This window comes from Spirosoma flavum, from assembly GCF_042686045.1.
Classification (GTDB): domain Bacteria; phylum Bacteroidota; class Bacteroidia; order Cytophagales; family Spirosomataceae; genus Spirosoma; species Spirosoma flavum.
Genome location: NZ_JBHUOM010000002.1, coordinates 51,350 through 68,498, shown reverse-complemented (window position 1 = coordinate 68,498; position 17,149 = coordinate 51,350). Strand labels below are relative to the sequence as shown.

Below are 17,149 nucleotides of genomic sequence, written 5' to 3'. Positions count from 1 at the left end.
TATACGAGCGTCAGATTAGCACATGCCAATTCGTTTGGGAAGTTTAGCTCAATCGGAGACTCAAGTACCAATTTCAAAACAATTCAGGGTCTTTAATGCGTTTTTAATAAATACGCCCATTAACGCGGCATCACTCTGATCCAATGAACAATATTTATACACCCCAACAGCAACGTATTTTACTCATCACAAGCCTGATTGTCATTGCTGGCTTCATTATTTTCGGGCTAAGCGGCTACATATCTGCGTTTCTGGGGGCTGGAATTCTCTACGTTGTCTTTCGACCGTGGTTTACGGCTCTGGCCATCAAACGAAATTGGAACCGGTCGCTGGTGACAGCACTCCTGATTATTTTCGCCGTGGTCGTTATTATAATGCCCTTTCTCACCCTGAGTTTGCTGCTCATCGACCGGATTCAGTACTATTCTCAGCACACAGAAGACATTCTAAATTTAGCTAAGAAAGCAGAAGAACTAACAGGTTATCAAATTACAAGCCAGAAAAACATTCAGGCTATTCTCCAACAAGGCGGCTCTTATGCGAGTCGATTACTGCCCTCTCTGGCAGGCGGAGCCTTGGATTTCATTGTCATCCTTGGCTTGATGTTTTTTACTATGTATTTCATGTTTGTGCAGCAGGAAGCCTTTCAGAAAGGGTTACAGAAATACCTGCCATTTAAACACGATACGCAAAAAGAACTGGGTGAATCACTCAAGAATAATGTCAATGCTAACGTGCTTGGGCAAGCTTTAGTCAGTCTTGTGCAAGGTGTTTTAACAGGGGCAACACTCTGGATTTTCGGCGTACCCGATGCACCTTTTTGGGGCGTTGTTGCTTTTTTTATGGCGTTCATTCCCGTACTCGGCACTCCGCTCGTATGGGGACCAGCTGGTCTAATACAGCTTTCTCAAGGTAACACCAATCAAGGTATCGGCATTCTACTGGTGGGCGTTATTGTCATTATTAACATAGACAATTTGCTCCGTATCATGCTGGCCAAACGCATGGGCGATATTCATCCACTCGTTACGCTGGCAGGTATCGTGCTGGGCGTACCAATTTTTGGGATTTTGGGTCTGGTAGTCGGACCTTTGCTTCTCTCCTATTTTATTGTGCTGATTCATGTCTTTGAGCAGGAGAACCGGAAGCAGGAAAAAGAAGTCGCAATAGCGGAAGAACGGGTTGAAAAGGTCGCCGAGCAGAAGAAGTAATTATCTGTTAATTAGCCTAATACTACCTACTGTTAACGGGTCTTTTGTCTGCTGTATCTTGGCGATATTACACACAAAATACCCGTTCTTCTGATATCCGAATAGCCATCAATTTATAGAATGAGACGGGTGCGCTGTTGGGAAGATTACCAGCGCATCGTATCCCAGGATAGTTCGGCGCAAATCAAGGTCGTCAATTTTTAGTTTCTGAGCTTGTAAAGCTTTACGCATTGGTAGTAAGTTAAATACCACCCAATCCTCGTTAGGGGTAACATCGAAAAAGGGTTTGATAAATTTCAAATCGCCCTTAACAGGATCAAGCGTTTGGGCTGGGAGACCTTTAAAGGGACTACCCTGAATGCCATTCTTCCCAAAAATAGCTATGTGAAAAGAGGTCTTGTAGTCACTATCAGCAAGGTTACTGAGCAGACTACCACAGTCATAAACTCTTAAATAACTTTCCCCGCGGGCGCAATGCATGGCCCCCATTTTGACCAAGACTTTTTTATTTTTAATAGATGATTCATAAGCGGCCATGAGTTGGTGTTTCATGAGTTGCACCCTTAATGGATGACTCTGTGTTTTATAGATGCGAGCCGACAATTTTACGGCTGCCAGTATTTCTTTTTCATGCGCTGACATTGGCTCCTTTTCCAACGTAGCTACATCCTGCTCAAACGCGGCACTTTGCATATAGGTCGGTTGGCTAAGGTCTTCCGTAAATTTAGTTGTTGCTGCCTTTGCTCGCTCGGTCATAGCAGCGTACTGCTGGCGTGTACTGGTGCGCGTGGCCGTATGCTGAAGATCATCGTACAGTAACCCATCAGATGTCATGGCTATCTGGTCGAGACCAATAAGCTTTGTGTGCGTATGATTCGCTTCCCGAAGTAGCTTAAATTCTTCTCGTAGGACATAAAATGAGAGGGCTGGTCCTGCTTGAGCAACCCACTTCATGAGTGATACCGTATCGGATTGAGCTAGTTTTTGATTGAGTATCTGCGCCGTATATGGGTCTATTTCAAGGGCAAATGTGTTAAAAGTAGCCGCTTTCAGCACCTGTTCAGTGAAGTAAGGTATCTCAGTCATAAAATGGTCCTCGCCAATTAATACGTACTGGTTAGCCTGGACACCAGATTTAATCAGGTCCCACCCTTTCCCCGAAAAGCCGGTGGCATTAGGCTGTAGGGAGAACGTGTTTTCCTTCAGCAACCGCGTCCATAAACTGTCTGGCTGTTGCGCGAATCCGGTGAAAAAGATCAGGAGAAATAAGGTGGTTAATGATAACGTGTGAATGATACGAAACATGGGTGGTAGATAAGTAGATAGAATAAAGTCCGTTTAACATAATTCATGTGGCTGTTGCAAAAGTAAATAGGTCGCTCCGTGTGTCAAGTATTAGCCCGTTTTTTTGTGTAGTTAGAGTAAAAAAATAGACAAAAAATGAATCAAGATGGGTCGGCTCAGACTTATGCAACAGCCACTCATTTTATATAAAATGGCTGCCAATCGAGGTTTTGTTTGTGGATCGTCTATCCAAACAAAATCATACCGACTTAGCAGCCATTTCAGTCAATTTGCTGACAGGTAAAAGCCCTGAACTTTTTGTCAGCTACAATTCCAGCTTACTGGCGTGTTACCTTGCTGGCCCCCGATGTTTCGGAATCCAGTGACCCAACTTGCCCAAAATTAGCGTGGCTGGCACCGCTGGCATCTACCGATGCTTTATCTACGCTCATATTTGTTGCTTCGATTTTGCTGGCTCCATTCAGGTCAACGTCCAATTGCTTAACGTGTCCACGCAACACGGCATTCGACGCACCAGATAATTCGAGGGTTAGCTTTTCCACCGAACCATCAAAAACGGTCCGACAGGCACCACTCATATCGATGTTTAGATTTTTGTAGTCACCAAAACCCGCCAGGCTGGCTTTCGATGCGCCTGACAGTTTCAGTTCATCGATACTTGGCACTGTAATGGTCAACCCGACACGTTTATGGTTACTCCAATCAAACAAACCTCCTTTGCGGTCCATCTTCACTTCGAGCGTGTTGCCGTTTACCCGAACATCCATATCGCTCATGTCATCCTCGCGCCCATCAGCAATTACTTTATAGGCATCGCCTTTGCGGAAACGTACCACAAATGCACCGGCAACATCTACTTTCGAGAAAGACGTAATGTTAAACTGGCGGGTGTGGTCACCAATGCGGTCGAAATCATCACCAAGTTCACTGGATACGGCACTCTGTACATCGTCGGTCAGATCGGTTACGTCGTTATCTTCATCATTGCTGTCACGATCTTTCTCACGAGGATAAGAGATACAAACTAGCCCATCGACTTTCGTAAATTTCCAGATGCTGGTCGACATACGATCAAGTTCTTTTTCGCCAAACTCATTACGAATAAACCGCGCAAACTCTCTTGTCATACGGAAAGGCTTTTCGTACGGAATCATCAGATCCATATCTAAATCCTGCGCCCGGAAATGAGCCTTCGGAGCTAATTCCAATGTTTCATCGAAGCGAACGGTCGAGTCTTTAATTGTGTAGGCGTACTTAATCTGCCGGGCGTTAGCCTGTGCTTCAGCACGATTGCGTCCCTGTGCCCGAAAGTATTGCACCAGACTCAAGGTTGTACCGTCGTATCCTTTCATATCAATAGACGGACGCCAGTTATCGTCATTTTCCACATTGCCCATCGCGAAGGTTGGGACAGATGCCGAAACGTTCAGTATTTTCGTTTCTTCGACCGTTCCCCGGCGCTGAAAACTATTAATCAATGGTGCGGCTGTCCCGGCAAAAACGACCAGACTCACCAGCCAGACACCAGCCAGCGTAAGTGCAGTCCGGCTGCTCAATACGCCACGTGTTGTAATGAGCATAACACCCAGAATCGCGAGGCCAAATGCGGGGATAATACCCACCAGAAATGCTGACAAGACCATTGGAACCGTGATGTCGGCCATAATTAATTCTACCGGAACATCGGAGCCAGAGCCAAAATGCACGCCTGACCATAGGCCAATTCCCGCGCCCAGAACCGCGAGACAAACGATCATGAAGGCAAAAGCCAAAATCAGCATGAGTACCCCGGCAAATACCCGAATCAGCGCCACCGTTCCGTTCAGCAATGGCCCTAAGGCACTACCCAGCCCACCAATAATAGTCGCGATAGCCCGGAAGGGGAACAACAGTATCCGCGTCAGGGTACTTTCGTTATTAGCCGTTTCGTTGATGTTCAGATTTTGTTTGATGCTGTGCTCAATATTCGAGAGCGTAATGGGTTGCCCCTGCATTTCCATTTTTTCGGTGAGTGTATTGGCCGTTGGCGCAATCATCCACAAAACGATGTAGAGCAGAAACCCAACTCCGAAAAACACGATACCCAATACGAATAGTAATCGGATAATACCCGTATCGACACCGAAATAAGCCGCAATACCAGAGGCAACGCCCCCAAGCACTTTATCTTCAGGATTACGGAAGAATTTCTTAATCGTTTTGTCTTCCTCGATGCCCATTGTACCGGGCAGTGCAATCCACATGGCAATGTAGATAATGAACGTGAACCCACTCACCCCACCAAAAAATTCACCGCTACCATTGTTATCCGAAGCTCCACTCAGTGCTGGTAAACCGACAAATAGCGTTACAAAAATCAGTCGCACCCAAACTACGTCTATATTGAAGTAATGAGCTAAACCAGCGCATACGCCACCGAGGGTTTTCCGACGCAGATCACGCACGAGTCGGCGTGGCTGGGCAAACGTGCTGCCCGTTGGTTGCGATGTGTAGGCACCAGTTGTTGGATTGCCAGCTGGATTATTTTTTGGTTGCGAACTACCCGCCGACGTTGCCGAATGACGGCCGCCATTGGTGACTAAGACTTCTTCTTCCTCAACGGCTTCGAAGTCGGCAACGGTGCCCATAGCGGCAACGAGTTCATTGACGTCTTCGAGCGAAACGACTTGTTTATCAGCCGACTTCAGTTTAGCCAGAAGTTTTTCGGCAATTCGATTTTCGATGTCCGTTACAATTTCCTGACTGTCTTCGTAGGTCGAAAAGTATTGTTGTACCGTTGTCAGGTAATTTTTCAGTTTGTCGTAGCCATCCTCTTCGATGTGGAAGATGACGCCACTAATATTAATGCTGATGGTCTTTTTCATTGCGGTCCGACGTTTCGGTTTCTAGAAGAGAATAGGTTAAGCGTTGGCTGGTGGAATGGTTGAACTCGGCGAGGGTGAAACAGACACGGCACCGTTGGTAATTTTTTTATATTGCTCTACTTTCCCGACAATCGCATTAACGGACTCGGCAAGTTCCTGCCAGGTATCGTTCAGAGCATCTAATGAGTTACGCCCAAGGTCGGTCAGAACATAATATTTGCGCGGTGGTCCGGATGTGGACTCTACCCATTTGTAGTCGAGTAAACCGGCATTTTTCAAACGGGTTAGCAGCGGATACAAGGTACCCTCCACAACCATGATCCGGGCGGAAGTCAGCTCGTCAAGCATATCGGAGGCATATATTTCACCCCGCGATATGATGTGCAAAATGCAAAATTCCAGAATGCCTTTCCGCATTTGCACCTGAGCGTTTTCAATATTCATTGGTGTATAGGATTTTCGTTAATTTCTTATGTCAAAGGTACAGAAAGGTACTATGCGATGCAAGGTACCTTATATTTTTAATCATTATTTCGGTATTAATGGTAAAAAATGGGGATGAATGGTTAGATACTTATGGGATAGTTCGCACGTCTAAGGGCCAATGCGTTAACACGCGGCTCTTGTACACGTTGAATTACCGCTATGGCCCGAAAATATATCAGCTTTATCCTTATCCTGCTCGCTTCTAGTTCATTAATAATCAAGGCACAGTCAGCGGGCAACGATCCCGATCCGACCCGGTGGCTGACGTATTCGCAGACGTACTACAAATTTCCGATTGCCCAGAACGGTATCTACCGCATCACCAAAGTTGAGTTAGAACAGGCAGGTTTTTCGGTTGGGCGGGTTGACCCAACAACTATACAATTATTTCATCGGGGTGTCGAACAGGCTATTTTCATAGCGGGTGAAGCCGATAATCATCTTAACTCAGATGATTATCTGGAATTCTATGGGCGAGGCAACGATGGTGTTGCCGATTCGCTTTTATATCGTCCTTACAAGGCACAACCTCATACCTATTATAGTCTTTTCAACGACACAACAACTTATTTTCTAACGTGGCGACTCGACGGCAAACTTGGCAAACGGATGGCAACGTACACAGACACAACGTATAGCAACCTGACACCCGAACCTTATCACTGGGAAGAAGAGGTACGGTTGTTCACTAATGACTACCCCGGTTGGGCGGCTGGCATATCACCTAAAACCGAATACAGCCACTACGAAACGGGCGAAGGCTATACGGGCGTAGTCCAGCAGAAAGATAAACCCTACTATACCGTTTTTTCCCTCACTGATGCGGTCAAAACTGGTCCAGCTCCACAGGTGGACGTTCTATTAGTTGGCCGCGACTTTATCAACCACCGAGTTGACTGTTTGGTTGGGCCAGCAGTTGACACGCATCGCCTGCTTGACTCAGTCCGTTTTTCGACTTACGACAATGCCCATATTCAACAGAACGTGAGTTGGTCCGACGTTGGCTCTGGTGGCCGTTTGGTCATTTCGACCCTCTCGCGGGGAGAAAATACCAGCGTCGATCCCTATTCTGTGTCCTATATCCGGCTCCGGTATCCGCAAACGTTCACTGCCACTGGGCAATCTCAACGAACGTTTCGGCTTGGGCCAAACATTGCTCCAACCGGAGAGAATAGCCGTTCGCTACTTACTATGTCGGATGTACCAAACAGCACTCGCTTTTGGGATATTACCAACCCAAACACCCCCGTTCAAATCGGAGCGACAATACCCATAGCCGGTTCTGCCCGACTGATTGTACACGACACCGGCACAGCGAAAATAATTTTCAGCGCAAGTCAGCCTAAAACGGTCTCGATTATTCGGCCCGTATCATTCATAAACTGGACCAATCGGAAACCGACCTATTTGATTATCAGTCACGAAGCACTGATGAAATCCGTCGGCGATACAACTAATGCTGTCCGATCTTATGCAGCTTACCGGGCATCGGCAATGGGTGGTGGTCATGACACGCTGACAACGACCATGCAGCAACTTTTCGACCAATATAGCTATGGCGAACGTAGTCCGCTGGCCATCCGTCGGTTTGCCGCTCAGATGCTTCGGCAAAACAAGGAGACAGTACAGTATTTGCTGCTCATTGGCCGCGCCCGCAGTACGCCCGGCATTCGGCACGATCCAAATCAGGCAACGCTGGATATGGTAATGACCGCCGGTTTCCCCGGCTCCGACATTGTTTTTACTACCGGGTTAAATGGAAATCCTGACGGCGTACCGGCCATCCCGACGGGGCGTATCAATGCCGGAACGCCCCAGGAGGTTGTCAATTACCTGACTAAAGTAAAGGAATATGAGAGTCAAACCGTTAGTGAACTTTGGCGCAAAAACCTGCTACACTTAAGTGGAGGCCAAACGCCGGGCGAACAGGATTTATTTCGACGTTTGGTGGATAGCTACGGCAATCAGGCTATCACTGAATCGTTGGGAGCGCGGGTCACGACTATTTCGAAGGAAACAGATAAGTTAGTTGAGCAAATTGACGTGGCAGAACCCGTTAACGCGGGTGTTGGGCTAATAACATTCTTCGGTCACTCAGGATTAGACATTACTGATGTAGACATTGGATTTTGCTCCAACGACGCTCGCGGCTATCAAAATAGAGGCAGGTACCCACTTCTGCTAATTAACGGCTGTGCCGTCGGAAATTTCTTTTTCGGCCAACCAACGTTGGCTACCGACTGGGTACTAACGCCAAACCGGGGAGCCATTGGCGCTATTGCTCATAGTCATCTTGGCCACCCAGATGTAATGCATCGTTACACAACAACATTTTACAACTTACTGACTGACAGCACACAACTTCACAAATCAATTGGTCATCTTCAGAAAGAAACTATCCGACGCATGCTGGCCCAAACACCTGACGGACAAGAATTAGCAAACTGCCAGCAGATGGTTTTGCAAGGCGATCCGGCCATTCGGTTATTTCCGTTCAAGACGCCCGATTACGCTATAACCGCTGGTGGGCTAGCTATCCAATCCAGGAACATCCAGTCCAGACCCCTACAAGGTGAGAATCAGCAACCCCTGACAACCTTGAGCGACTCGGTACAAATCCGAGTCGTTGTCCAGAATGCCGGTCAATATTGGGCTGGGAAGCTTCCTGCTCAGGTGCGCCGATTGATTAATGGTCGAGAATCAGGGACGTTCAATTTTACGCTGCCACGTACCGTTGCTTATCAGGATACACTAACTGTAACCTTTCCGAACGAGCGCGATGCCGAAGGACATAATCAGTTTGAGGTAACGATTAATCCTATCGATTCACCCATTGCGCGCACCGAAATTAACCATACGAACAATCAAGCCATTGTTGAGATAACGATTTCGGGCCATAAACCCGTTCTGATTTATCCGGCGCAAACTAGTATCATTAAGACCTCCACCATTCGATTAACTGCTCAATACTTCGCTGAAGGAACACACTTATTCGACCTTGAACTTGATAGTACGGCCCATTTCGATAGTCCTTTCAAGAGGCAACAGCGTATAACCGCTACGAATAATATTAGCTATCCAGTAACATTGTCCACTCGCGCCAATAATCCCATAATGTATCATTGGCGCGTTCGGCTAGCCGATAAGGTTAATAATCCCGCACTCGACACTCTGGATTCATGGTCAACCGGCTCGTTTTTTTATTCGCCTAATAGCACAACCACGGGTTTACCCGAAGGTCAACTTCAATTGGCGACTCCCCTACCAATTGATAGGAAACAAGGTGATATTGTCGCGATTCCGGTTGAGTTTATGAATTTGAGTCCGTACCCGTTTACTGATTCATTGGTTGTTCAGCAAACGATTTACGCAGCCGGATTCATGAATCCACAAACAACATCGTGGTCCATTCGAGCGCCATCTGGTACGGATACTCTCCGATTGACCACGCACATTGTAACAGAGAAACTGCCCGGCATCAACCGAGTAATATTGACGGTCAACCCACGTATTCAACCTGAATATTCATTCTTAAACAATACGCTTGACTTACTACTGCCGGTAAAGCCCGATGCCTTGGGGCCGGTACTAGAAGTGGCCATTGATGGTGCCCGCATTGTGACTGGTTCAGTCGTTTCGGCCCAGCCCGTAATTGATATAGTAGTTGCCGATGAGAACCGTGCCCTGATCCGTCGTGACACTATAGGGCTTGATTTATACCTGCAACGGCCCGGTAAGAACGCCCCTTTTGAGCGGTTAAGCTGGCGCAGCTCGATAGTTCAGCCAACCGGAACCGATAATGTATTCAGGCTGCGGTATCCATCGCCGAAATTAACAGAAGGTGTGTATCATCTGTTTGTTACAGCTCGCGACGTAATTGGAAATCCGTCGGTTCCATATCAGGTGAGCTTTCGGGTGATGAATGAACGAAAACTCACCGACCTAACCGTTTATCCAAATCCCTTCCGCGACCAACTTCTGTTCTCGTTTCACCTTACCGGCGATCAGGCACCCATTATTACGGTGCTTACTCTGACGGATATTACTGGACGTATGGTGCGGCACGTAACTTCGTCTTCGCGCGTGGGTCTGAACGAGTGGAAATGGGATGGTCGCAATGACGCTGGCAATCCACTTCCAGCGGGGATATATCTGTACAAACTAACCCTACTGGGAGCCGACAGCATTGATTGGCCCATTGCCGACAAGGTGACTAGCCAACTAAGTGGACGACTTGTCCTGATTCGCTGATGCAGATGAAGCCTACTAGTCATCCAGCGTTAGAACGTCGAAATGAGCCACTTTGCTACGTCCCACCGCTGACGGGCCTGCGAGCGATTGCGGCTTATCTGGTCTTTTTGCACCATTATAATCCGGCCACACCCGGCAGTTTCGCCAATCGGCTCTTCGCGCAGGGGTATATCGGCGTGTCAATGTTATTTGTATTAAGTGGTTTTCTTATCTATCATCGCTACGCCGACGGTTATTTCAAGCATAAAAGCTGGTCGTGGCGCAACTACTTACATAATCGCTTTGCCCGTATTTTTCCGCTTTACGCGTTACTATTACTCGTAACAGTTGGGGTGAATGCTATGCTGGGGCACACCATGAGTTGGCCGTTGCTAGCTCTAAATCTAACAGTAACAAAAGGTTTCTTTGACACCTACAAATTCAGCGGCATCGCCCAAAGCTGGAGCCTAACCGTTGAAGTATGTTTTTACTTGTCGGCTCCATTCCTTTTTGCGGCTCTTCAACGTTGGGGCATATTTTTATTAACAGCCTCCCTGGTAATTATTGGGGCAGTATTACGGGCAACCGTTGGTGAAGCTGCCTGGAAAGGATTATTCGGGAGTTTGCCGTTCGTCGCCTTTTACACCTTTTTCGGACGATCATTTGAGTTCATAGTGGGCATGTGGGTGGCCCGTCGATGGCACCAGAACAAACTTCCTGATAACCAGTATACTACAGGTGTAGGCTTTTTAATTATCGTTAGTTGTGTTCTATGGCAAGCTAGTTTTCTTATGCTCACTGCCGATCCAATCACCCTATTCTGGAGTGAAGTCGTAGTCTACAATTATATTTTACCCATTGGCATCGGCCTGTTTTTACTGGGACTGATTAGCCAGAAATCGCTTGTTCAACACCTGTTATCTCAACCTATTATGCAGATGGCAGGCCGAAGCTCATATGCGTTTTATCTAATTCATATTGGCGTGGTGGCGAGTGGATTGCAAAAATTGGGCGTGACCAATAATTGGCTACTATTCGGCTTGCTTGTATTGACTGCACATGGGCTATACAGTTTCGTCGAAAAGCCTATGCAACAGCGAATAAAAGCTCGACAATTCTCTTAATCCCAGCACTCCATAATGAGCAAATCGCCGGTTTTAGCGTCAATCCGTACGAAGCCATCCTGAGCCGCTTCGTTGCTACTGCTCGTACGATAGCCGAGTGTCAGCGTTTCGTCCTGAAGATTATACTTTAGCCCCTCCGACGTAAAGCCCGTTACTGTTCCGACGGGAATCAACGAGATGGGTGTTCCGGCTTCGTACCACTTCTCGAATCGCCCGACAAGTGGGAAAATTTTCGAATAATCATCGATCATCACGATGCGAATCTGGTCTTTGTACCGAACAATGTTTGTCATATTCGTTAAGGTATGGTCGGCCCGGCGGCCAGTTGCCCAAACGATATTGACGGCAGGATACCCCCGTTCGATCAAATACTCAATGCCTTTATCGAGGTCGGTTTTATCCTGATCGGGCGTATGCACAATTTCGAGCGGATATTGCTGTGCCCGAATTATGTCGAGGTCCAGGTCCCGGTCAAAATCACCAAGTAATACATCGATTTTAATGCCCAAATCGAGTACCCGCCAGATGGCGCTGTCAAGCACAACTACCGTTGGACTCCACTCTAAAAGCTGGCCCAATAGTTCGACATTACAGGCTTCGCCGTTGGCAATCAGCAGGGCAGGCTCCTGTTTTTCGCGAACAATATGATGTGATGACATAATAGGCCAAAGATAAATCGGCAAGTCGTATGAATCCTGATTAATTTTGCAGGAAGTAACGAACATTCCTGATTTTGCAACGAGTTCTCCGTTTTCTAACCTTACCCCGTTTGCTGGGGTTATACGTGGTTCTTTTCTGTTTAGTAGCCGTTCAGAACTACCTGCTTGGGTTCGGCCATTACAACAATTATCTGATGTTTGCGCGGCCGTTTCATAACCTGCTGTTAAACGAAAGCATCTACGGCCTGCACCCTAACCTCTACGACGACAACTATAAATACAGCCCGACATTTGCCTGGCTGATGGGGCCATTTTACTATTTGCCTGATATCGTAGGGCTGATTCTCTGGAACCTCCTCAACACCGTAGTACTGCTGGCGGGTGTCTGGTTTTACCTAAATGACGAAAAGGACCCCACCCGGCAACGCCGAGCAGCGCTGCTGATTATTCTTATGGAGGCTCTCATTACAGCTCAGAATCTGCAAAGTAACAACCTTATTGTAGGAGCTATGCTGCTGGGTTTGTACCACCTCCGCAACGAACGGGTTTGGCAGGCGGCTTTTTTCTTTGTCCTGTGCGGGTTCGTCAAATTCTACGGTGTGGCGGCTGCGGGTTTCTTTTTATTCTATCCCAGAAAGCCCCAATTCATTCTGGCAATGGTCGTTTGGACGATTTTGTTTGCGATTGCCCCGTTAACGATGATCCCGCTCGACAATCTGCTGGCCGAATACAAAGAGTGGTTCAACGTTATTGTTGTGAGCAAGTTAGGCTTGCAGGTATCGGTGATGGGCATTGCTCAATCGTGGTTTGGCATGGCCAAAACAGACGGCAATTACCGAGTTATCGAGATCGTTGGGGCAACCCTATTTTTGCTGCCGTTTCTGCGGTTTGGCCTCTGGAAAGATCGGCTGTTTCAACGACGGATGGTTGCCTACTTTCTCCTGTTTATGATCGTCTTTAACAAAATGGCCGAGTCCCCAACGTATGTGCTGGCTGTGACGGGCGTGGCTTTGTGGTGGGTTACGCTCGACAACCCCACCCGATTCGATCAGATTCTGCTGGGCCTGGTAATTGTGTTTACCTCTTTATCGCCCACTGACATTTTTCCACAAATAGTACAAAAACAGTTCTTTCAGCCGTATAACATTAAAGCCCTGCCCTGTATATTGGTTTGGGCGCGGGTACAGTATCAAATCTGGATGCAGCCGAGTACAGCCAACCATCAGTTACAGCCCACTTTGTAAGATTTTCTCAATATCTGCCGGACTATCAACACTGGGGGTCTGGTAGTTAGTCGTGACAAGCTTAATTCGATAGCCCGCTTCTATCCAGCGTAATTGCTCCAGCGACTCGATTCGTTCGAGTGGGGAGGGCGGTAACTGCGTAATCTTTTCGAGTATATCAGCTCGATAGGCATACAAGCCGACATGACGGTGATAAGCATGGCGCTCGTGCCACTGATCTGGCTCAACGCCCCATAAATAAGGAATGGCCGAACGGCTAAAATACAAGGCTTCGTTTTCGTCGTTGACGACAATCTTGGCTTCTTTAGGATCGTGCAGCATCTGAGCAGAATCGACTGTTGCCATTTGGGTTGCCAATTCAACCGTTCCATCCAGAATAGTGGCTAGTTCATCAATCTGTGCCGGGTCAATAAAAGGTTCGTCGCCTTGAATGTTGAGAACATAATCAGACGAGCTTCCCGAAATAAGGCCATCGGCTACCAGTCGGTCATAGGCTTCCCAACAGCGGTCGGTACCCGTAGGATGATCGGAGCGGGTCATAACCACGTCAACACCCAATTGACGCACAGCCTCGGCAATGCGGTCATCGTCTGTTGCTACCACCACTTTTGACAACGATGTCGCTTTATTGGCTTGCTCAATCACCCGCTGAATCATGGATTTCCCACCGATGTCGGCTAGGGGTTTACCAGGAAAACGTGTTGAACCGTAACGGGCGGGTATTATTCCAATTATCATGCTGGTACTGTCAGAAATTTACGCTCAGGCCCATCCTTCCCCACCGTCCAATAGGTTGGTTCGACAGCCTGTCGTTGTTGATAATATTGATCATAGAGAGGCTGATAACGTAGCCGTTCGGCCATGACCGTATCGAACTGACCTAGCAAACCCAGTATCAACTCACACCCTTCACGCACTGCAAACTGTCCGCTTTGGCTACCTGTCACATAATCAACAAGCCCATTTTTCACAACATAATTTGTAAATAATGGATTGGCACTCCGACGAACCATAATCCGAACGCCAGCCACTTCGGCCACCGAGAGATCGAGTGCATCGTCGAAAAAGAAAGCGACCTCTTGTGGTTTCAGATTATGCTGATTCAGGAAATGCGTCAAAACATCTACTTTGTGCTTGGCCTGCGAATAACAGGCATGAAAATGCTCCCGACGAACGAGCGTCTCGGCCAGAACATTCGTTACACCCGTTATAATTGCTGCAGCGGGCAACTGACCACCGTGATGCAACCAAAGCCCGAAACGAAGCAGATTTGTGCCCATCGAATCCACTTCACTAAATGAACTACTGCCTGACTCGGTCTTGATGCCATCATTAAATACGCCGTCCCAGTCGAACACAATGGCTCGCACAGAGCGAAGTTTTTCGGCTAACGCATCAGCAGGTGTAATAAATTGTCCACCTAAGGCAGAAAAAATCTGTTCGATTTCACTCATAAAACATATAAATGGCTGGTGTGAATGAAGTACTAATTCGTTAGTACTTCATTCACACCAGCCATTCACTACGCCAGTTCAGGCAGTGTATTACGGTATTTTACTTCAACCGCATGAATTTCAAGCAGAGGCTTCAAAAACTCTTCCAAGTAACGAATATCCAGCTGACTAGCGGCATCGCAAAGTGCTTCGGATGGGCAGGTATGTGTTTCAACAAACAGACCATCGACACCCGCAGCCACGCCCGCACGGGCCAACACAGGAAGATATTCACGTGCACCACCTTTCGCATCGGCAGACGGAATACCATACTTACGGATGGCGTGGGTTACATCGAATACAACCGGATAGTTAGTGCGGGCCAAATGATAAAAACTGCGTGGATCAACTACTAAATCATTGTAGCCGAATGTGTAGCCGCGTTCTGTCAGGATGATCTGGTCGTTACCCGAATCCTCAATTTTTTTGACCGGGTGTTTCATATTCTCCGGTGCAAGAAACTGTCCGTGTTTTACATTCACGACTTTACCCGTTTTGGCAGCCGCCACAACCAGCATGGTTTGCATACACAGGTAAGCCGGAATTTGTAGAATATCAACAACTTCAGCCACGGGAGCACACTGGTCAGGATAATGCACGTCAGTCAGCAGCGGAAAGCCGAATTGCTCTTTCACCTTAGCCAGAATTTTCATTCCTTTTTCGATGCCCGGCCCGTTGTAGTAGTTCAGGCTGGAGCGATTATCTTTCTGAAAGGATGACTTATAAATAATTTTGATGCCGACGCGCTCCTGAATTTCACGAAGTTGCTCGGCAACGGTCATCATAATTTTTTCATCTTCAATAACGCAGGGACCGCTAATGAGAAACAACTCATCCGACCCGCATTCGATGTCGCCAACGCGAACAATTTTTTGAGACATTATTTTGTCGATTTAAGTTAGTTGGCTATCATCCCGCTGGCTTTTCAGAAAGGAATTAAGCAGAATAAACCCAGCACCCAACATGACTGAAATATCAGCCATATTGAAGATGCCCGTTTGAAAAACACCAAAACTGATGTGTAGAAAGTCAGTCACTGAACCGTAAGCCACTCGGTCGATTATATTGCCAACTCCGCCACCAATGATGAAACAAGCACCAATTACAAACAGCCGGGGCGTGTTGAAGGTAAGTAGCAGATAGGCAAAGCCCAGAATTATAGCCACCAAAGGCATTATGAGTAACAATAGGTTCTTGAAAATTGGCGGTAGCGATTCCCCTACACTTAAAAAAGCGCCCGTATTTTCGACTTTAGTGACCGTTAGATGGCTACCCAAAAGTGAAATATGTTCACCATAACCGATCTTGTTCCTCACAATGTCTTTTGATACCTGGTCGCACCCGATATTCACCGATATAGTGACTACAATGAGCAGGATTCTGATTAATTTTTTCATCAGTTAGCTATTCGACCAGACAGTTCATTCTACAACCTGCGGAACAGATCCTTTAGCAAGTCAATCGTGATGACCTCCTGCCAATTGTCGCCGATGGCGTGCAACCACATATGCGGCAGATTATACGAAATGTGAGCCATCTGGGTGATGGTGTCATCACTCCAATCGTTCGACAAGCCCTGCGGCAAATCAATCTGGTGATACGCCACCATCTGTTTAAACTCGGCCACACCTTCGGGATAATAATCTGCGAGGTGATTCATGATCAGGCAATTGGCATAACAATGGCGAGTCCCCAGAATCTTCGAGAGGCCGTAGCTAAGGGCATGACAAACGCCCACTTCGGAGTACGTCAGACTTAACCCGCCCATCATTGACGCGACCATCAATTTATCGTCATTTTCGGTTGTCTGTCCCGAGTTTTCACCCAGATAAATCTCCCGGCAGAGCTTCATAGCCTGTTCGGCATAGGCATGCGAGTAGGCATTATTCATCCGGCCATTCTCCGATTCGATGCAGTGGATATAGGTGTCCATGCCGGTATAAAACCACCAGTTGCGGGGCACGCTGGCAATTAATTCGGGGTCAAGTACAATCTGGTTAAATACCGTCCACTCGCACTTGAGACCCAGTTTCTTGACGGGACCCGTTAATACGGCAGTCATTGAGACTTCGGCACCAGTACCCGAAATAGTTGGTACGCCAACATGGTAAACGCCCGGTTTTTTAATGAGATTCAAGCCCTGGTATAGGGTTGAAGAACCTTCATTGGTCAACATCAGCGACAACGCTTTAGCAATATCCATGATGCTGCCGCCCCCGATACCGACTACGCCCGATGGAAGACCTTTTTTAGCAAGAATCTCGTCGCGGAGTTCATCAATCTGGTCGGTTGTCGGTTCGTGTTCCTCAACGCTTATATAATACGTTAAATCTTCATGATGAACCGGAACCTGACCTTCCAGGGATTTGCCTTTAAAATAGTTATCGACCAGAAAGACAAAATACCCCTGGTTATCAGAACGGCGCGGAGCCAGAATTTCGTCAAGTTGGGAAAAACTCCCCCGACCATAGACGGTCTTCTCAACGCCCTTAAAATTTTTATGCGTGGTTTGTGTCGGTGTTGCTACCATTGT

Annotated in this window: 13 protein-coding genes; 4 read left to right on the top strand and 9 right to left on the bottom strand. The window is 47.3% G+C overall.

Annotation, left to right across the window (positions count from 1 at the left end; all coding sequences use genetic code 11):
• Positions 1–143: 143 nt before the first annotated feature.
• On the top strand, positions 144–1,211 hold the full coding sequence (locus ACFS25_RS05770) for an AI-2E family transporter (RefSeq protein ID WP_381497493.1): 1,068 nt from the start codon (positions 144–146) through the stop codon (positions 1,209–1,211).
• A gap of 108 nt (positions 1,212–1,319) precedes the next feature.
• Here the strand turns inward: ACFS25_RS05770 and ACFS25_RS05765 are convergent, their stop codons facing one another.
• The 3 genes from ACFS25_RS05765 to ACFS25_RS05755 form a co-directional block, all read right to left on the bottom strand.
• Positions 1,320–2,516: a hypothetical protein gene (locus ACFS25_RS05765; protein WP_381497492.1), complete on the bottom strand. Its 1,197-nt coding sequence runs from the start codon at positions 2,514–2,516 to the stop codon at positions 1,320–1,322.
• A gap of 317 nt (positions 2,517–2,833) precedes the next feature.
• Positions 2,834–5,380, bottom strand: a complete 2,547-nt coding sequence (locus ACFS25_RS05760) for a PspC domain-containing protein (RefSeq protein WP_381497491.1) — start codon at positions 5,378–5,380, stop codon at positions 2,834–2,836.
• A 36-nt stretch (positions 5,381–5,416) separates the two neighbouring features.
• A complete protein-coding gene (locus ACFS25_RS05755) occupies positions 5,417–5,824 on the bottom strand; it encodes a PadR family transcriptional regulator (protein WP_381497489.1) in 408 nt (135 codons plus the stop codon).
• A 201-nt stretch (positions 5,825–6,025) separates the two neighbouring features.
• Between ACFS25_RS05755 and porU2 the strand changes: the two genes are divergently transcribed.
• On the top strand, positions 6,026–10,117 hold the full coding sequence (gene porU2 / locus ACFS25_RS05750) for a putative type IX secretion system sortase PorU2 (RefSeq protein WP_381497487.1): 4,092 nt from the start codon (positions 6,026–6,028) through the stop codon (positions 10,115–10,117).
• Positions 10,118–10,122: 5 nt separating this feature from the next.
• A complete protein-coding gene (locus tag ACFS25_RS05745; protein WP_381497485.1) occupies positions 10,123–11,220 on the top strand; it encodes an acyltransferase family protein in 1,098 nt (365 codons plus the stop codon).
• Here the strand turns inward: ACFS25_RS05745 and ACFS25_RS05740 are convergent.
• On the bottom strand, positions 11,217–11,879 hold the full coding sequence (locus ACFS25_RS05740; RefSeq protein WP_381497482.1) for a thiamine diphosphokinase: 663 nt from the start codon (positions 11,877–11,879) through the stop codon (positions 11,217–11,219). The genes ACFS25_RS05745 and ACFS25_RS05740 overlap by 4 nt on opposite strands.
• Before the next feature lie 74 nt (positions 11,880–11,953).
• On the opposite strand from ACFS25_RS05740, the gene ACFS25_RS05735 reads away from it, so the two are divergent.
• Positions 11,954–13,123, top strand: coding sequence for a glycosyltransferase family 87 protein (locus ACFS25_RS05735; RefSeq protein ID WP_381497481.1), 1,170 nt, complete (start codon positions 11,954–11,956; stop codon positions 13,121–13,123).
• On the opposite strand, the gene kdsB is transcribed toward ACFS25_RS05735, so the two are convergent.
• The 5 genes from kdsB to ACFS25_RS05710 all read right to left on the bottom strand — a co-directional run bounded on the left by kdsB (position 13,106) and on the right by ACFS25_RS05710 (position 17,146).
• A complete protein-coding gene (kdsB, locus tag ACFS25_RS05730; RefSeq protein WP_381497479.1) occupies positions 13,106–13,861 on the bottom strand; it encodes a 3-deoxy-manno-octulosonate cytidylyltransferase in 756 nt (251 codons plus the stop codon). The two genes, ACFS25_RS05735 and kdsB, sit on opposite strands and share 18 nt — an antisense overlap.
• A complete protein-coding gene (locus ACFS25_RS05725) occupies positions 13,858–14,577 on the bottom strand; it encodes a phosphatase (RefSeq protein ID WP_381497477.1) in 720 nt (239 codons plus the stop codon). The genes kdsB and ACFS25_RS05725 overlap by 4 nt, the downstream gene beginning before the upstream one ends.
• A gap of 68 nt (positions 14,578–14,645) precedes the next feature.
• Entirely contained in the window at positions 14,646–15,497 is an 852-nt protein-coding gene (gene kdsA / locus ACFS25_RS05720) for a 3-deoxy-8-phosphooctulonate synthase (RefSeq protein ID WP_381497475.1), read from the bottom strand.
• A 12-nt stretch (positions 15,498–15,509) separates the two neighbouring features.
• On the bottom strand, positions 15,510–16,013 hold the full coding sequence (lspA, locus tag ACFS25_RS05715) for a signal peptidase II (RefSeq protein WP_381497473.1): 504 nt from the start codon (positions 16,011–16,013) through the stop codon (positions 15,510–15,512).
• A gap of 29 nt (positions 16,014–16,042) precedes the next feature.
• Complete coding sequence (locus ACFS25_RS05710) at positions 16,043–17,146, bottom strand: iron-containing alcohol dehydrogenase family protein (RefSeq protein WP_381497471.1); 1,104 nt, start codon at positions 17,144–17,146, stop codon at positions 16,043–16,045.
• Positions 17,147–17,149 lie beyond the last annotated feature (3 nt).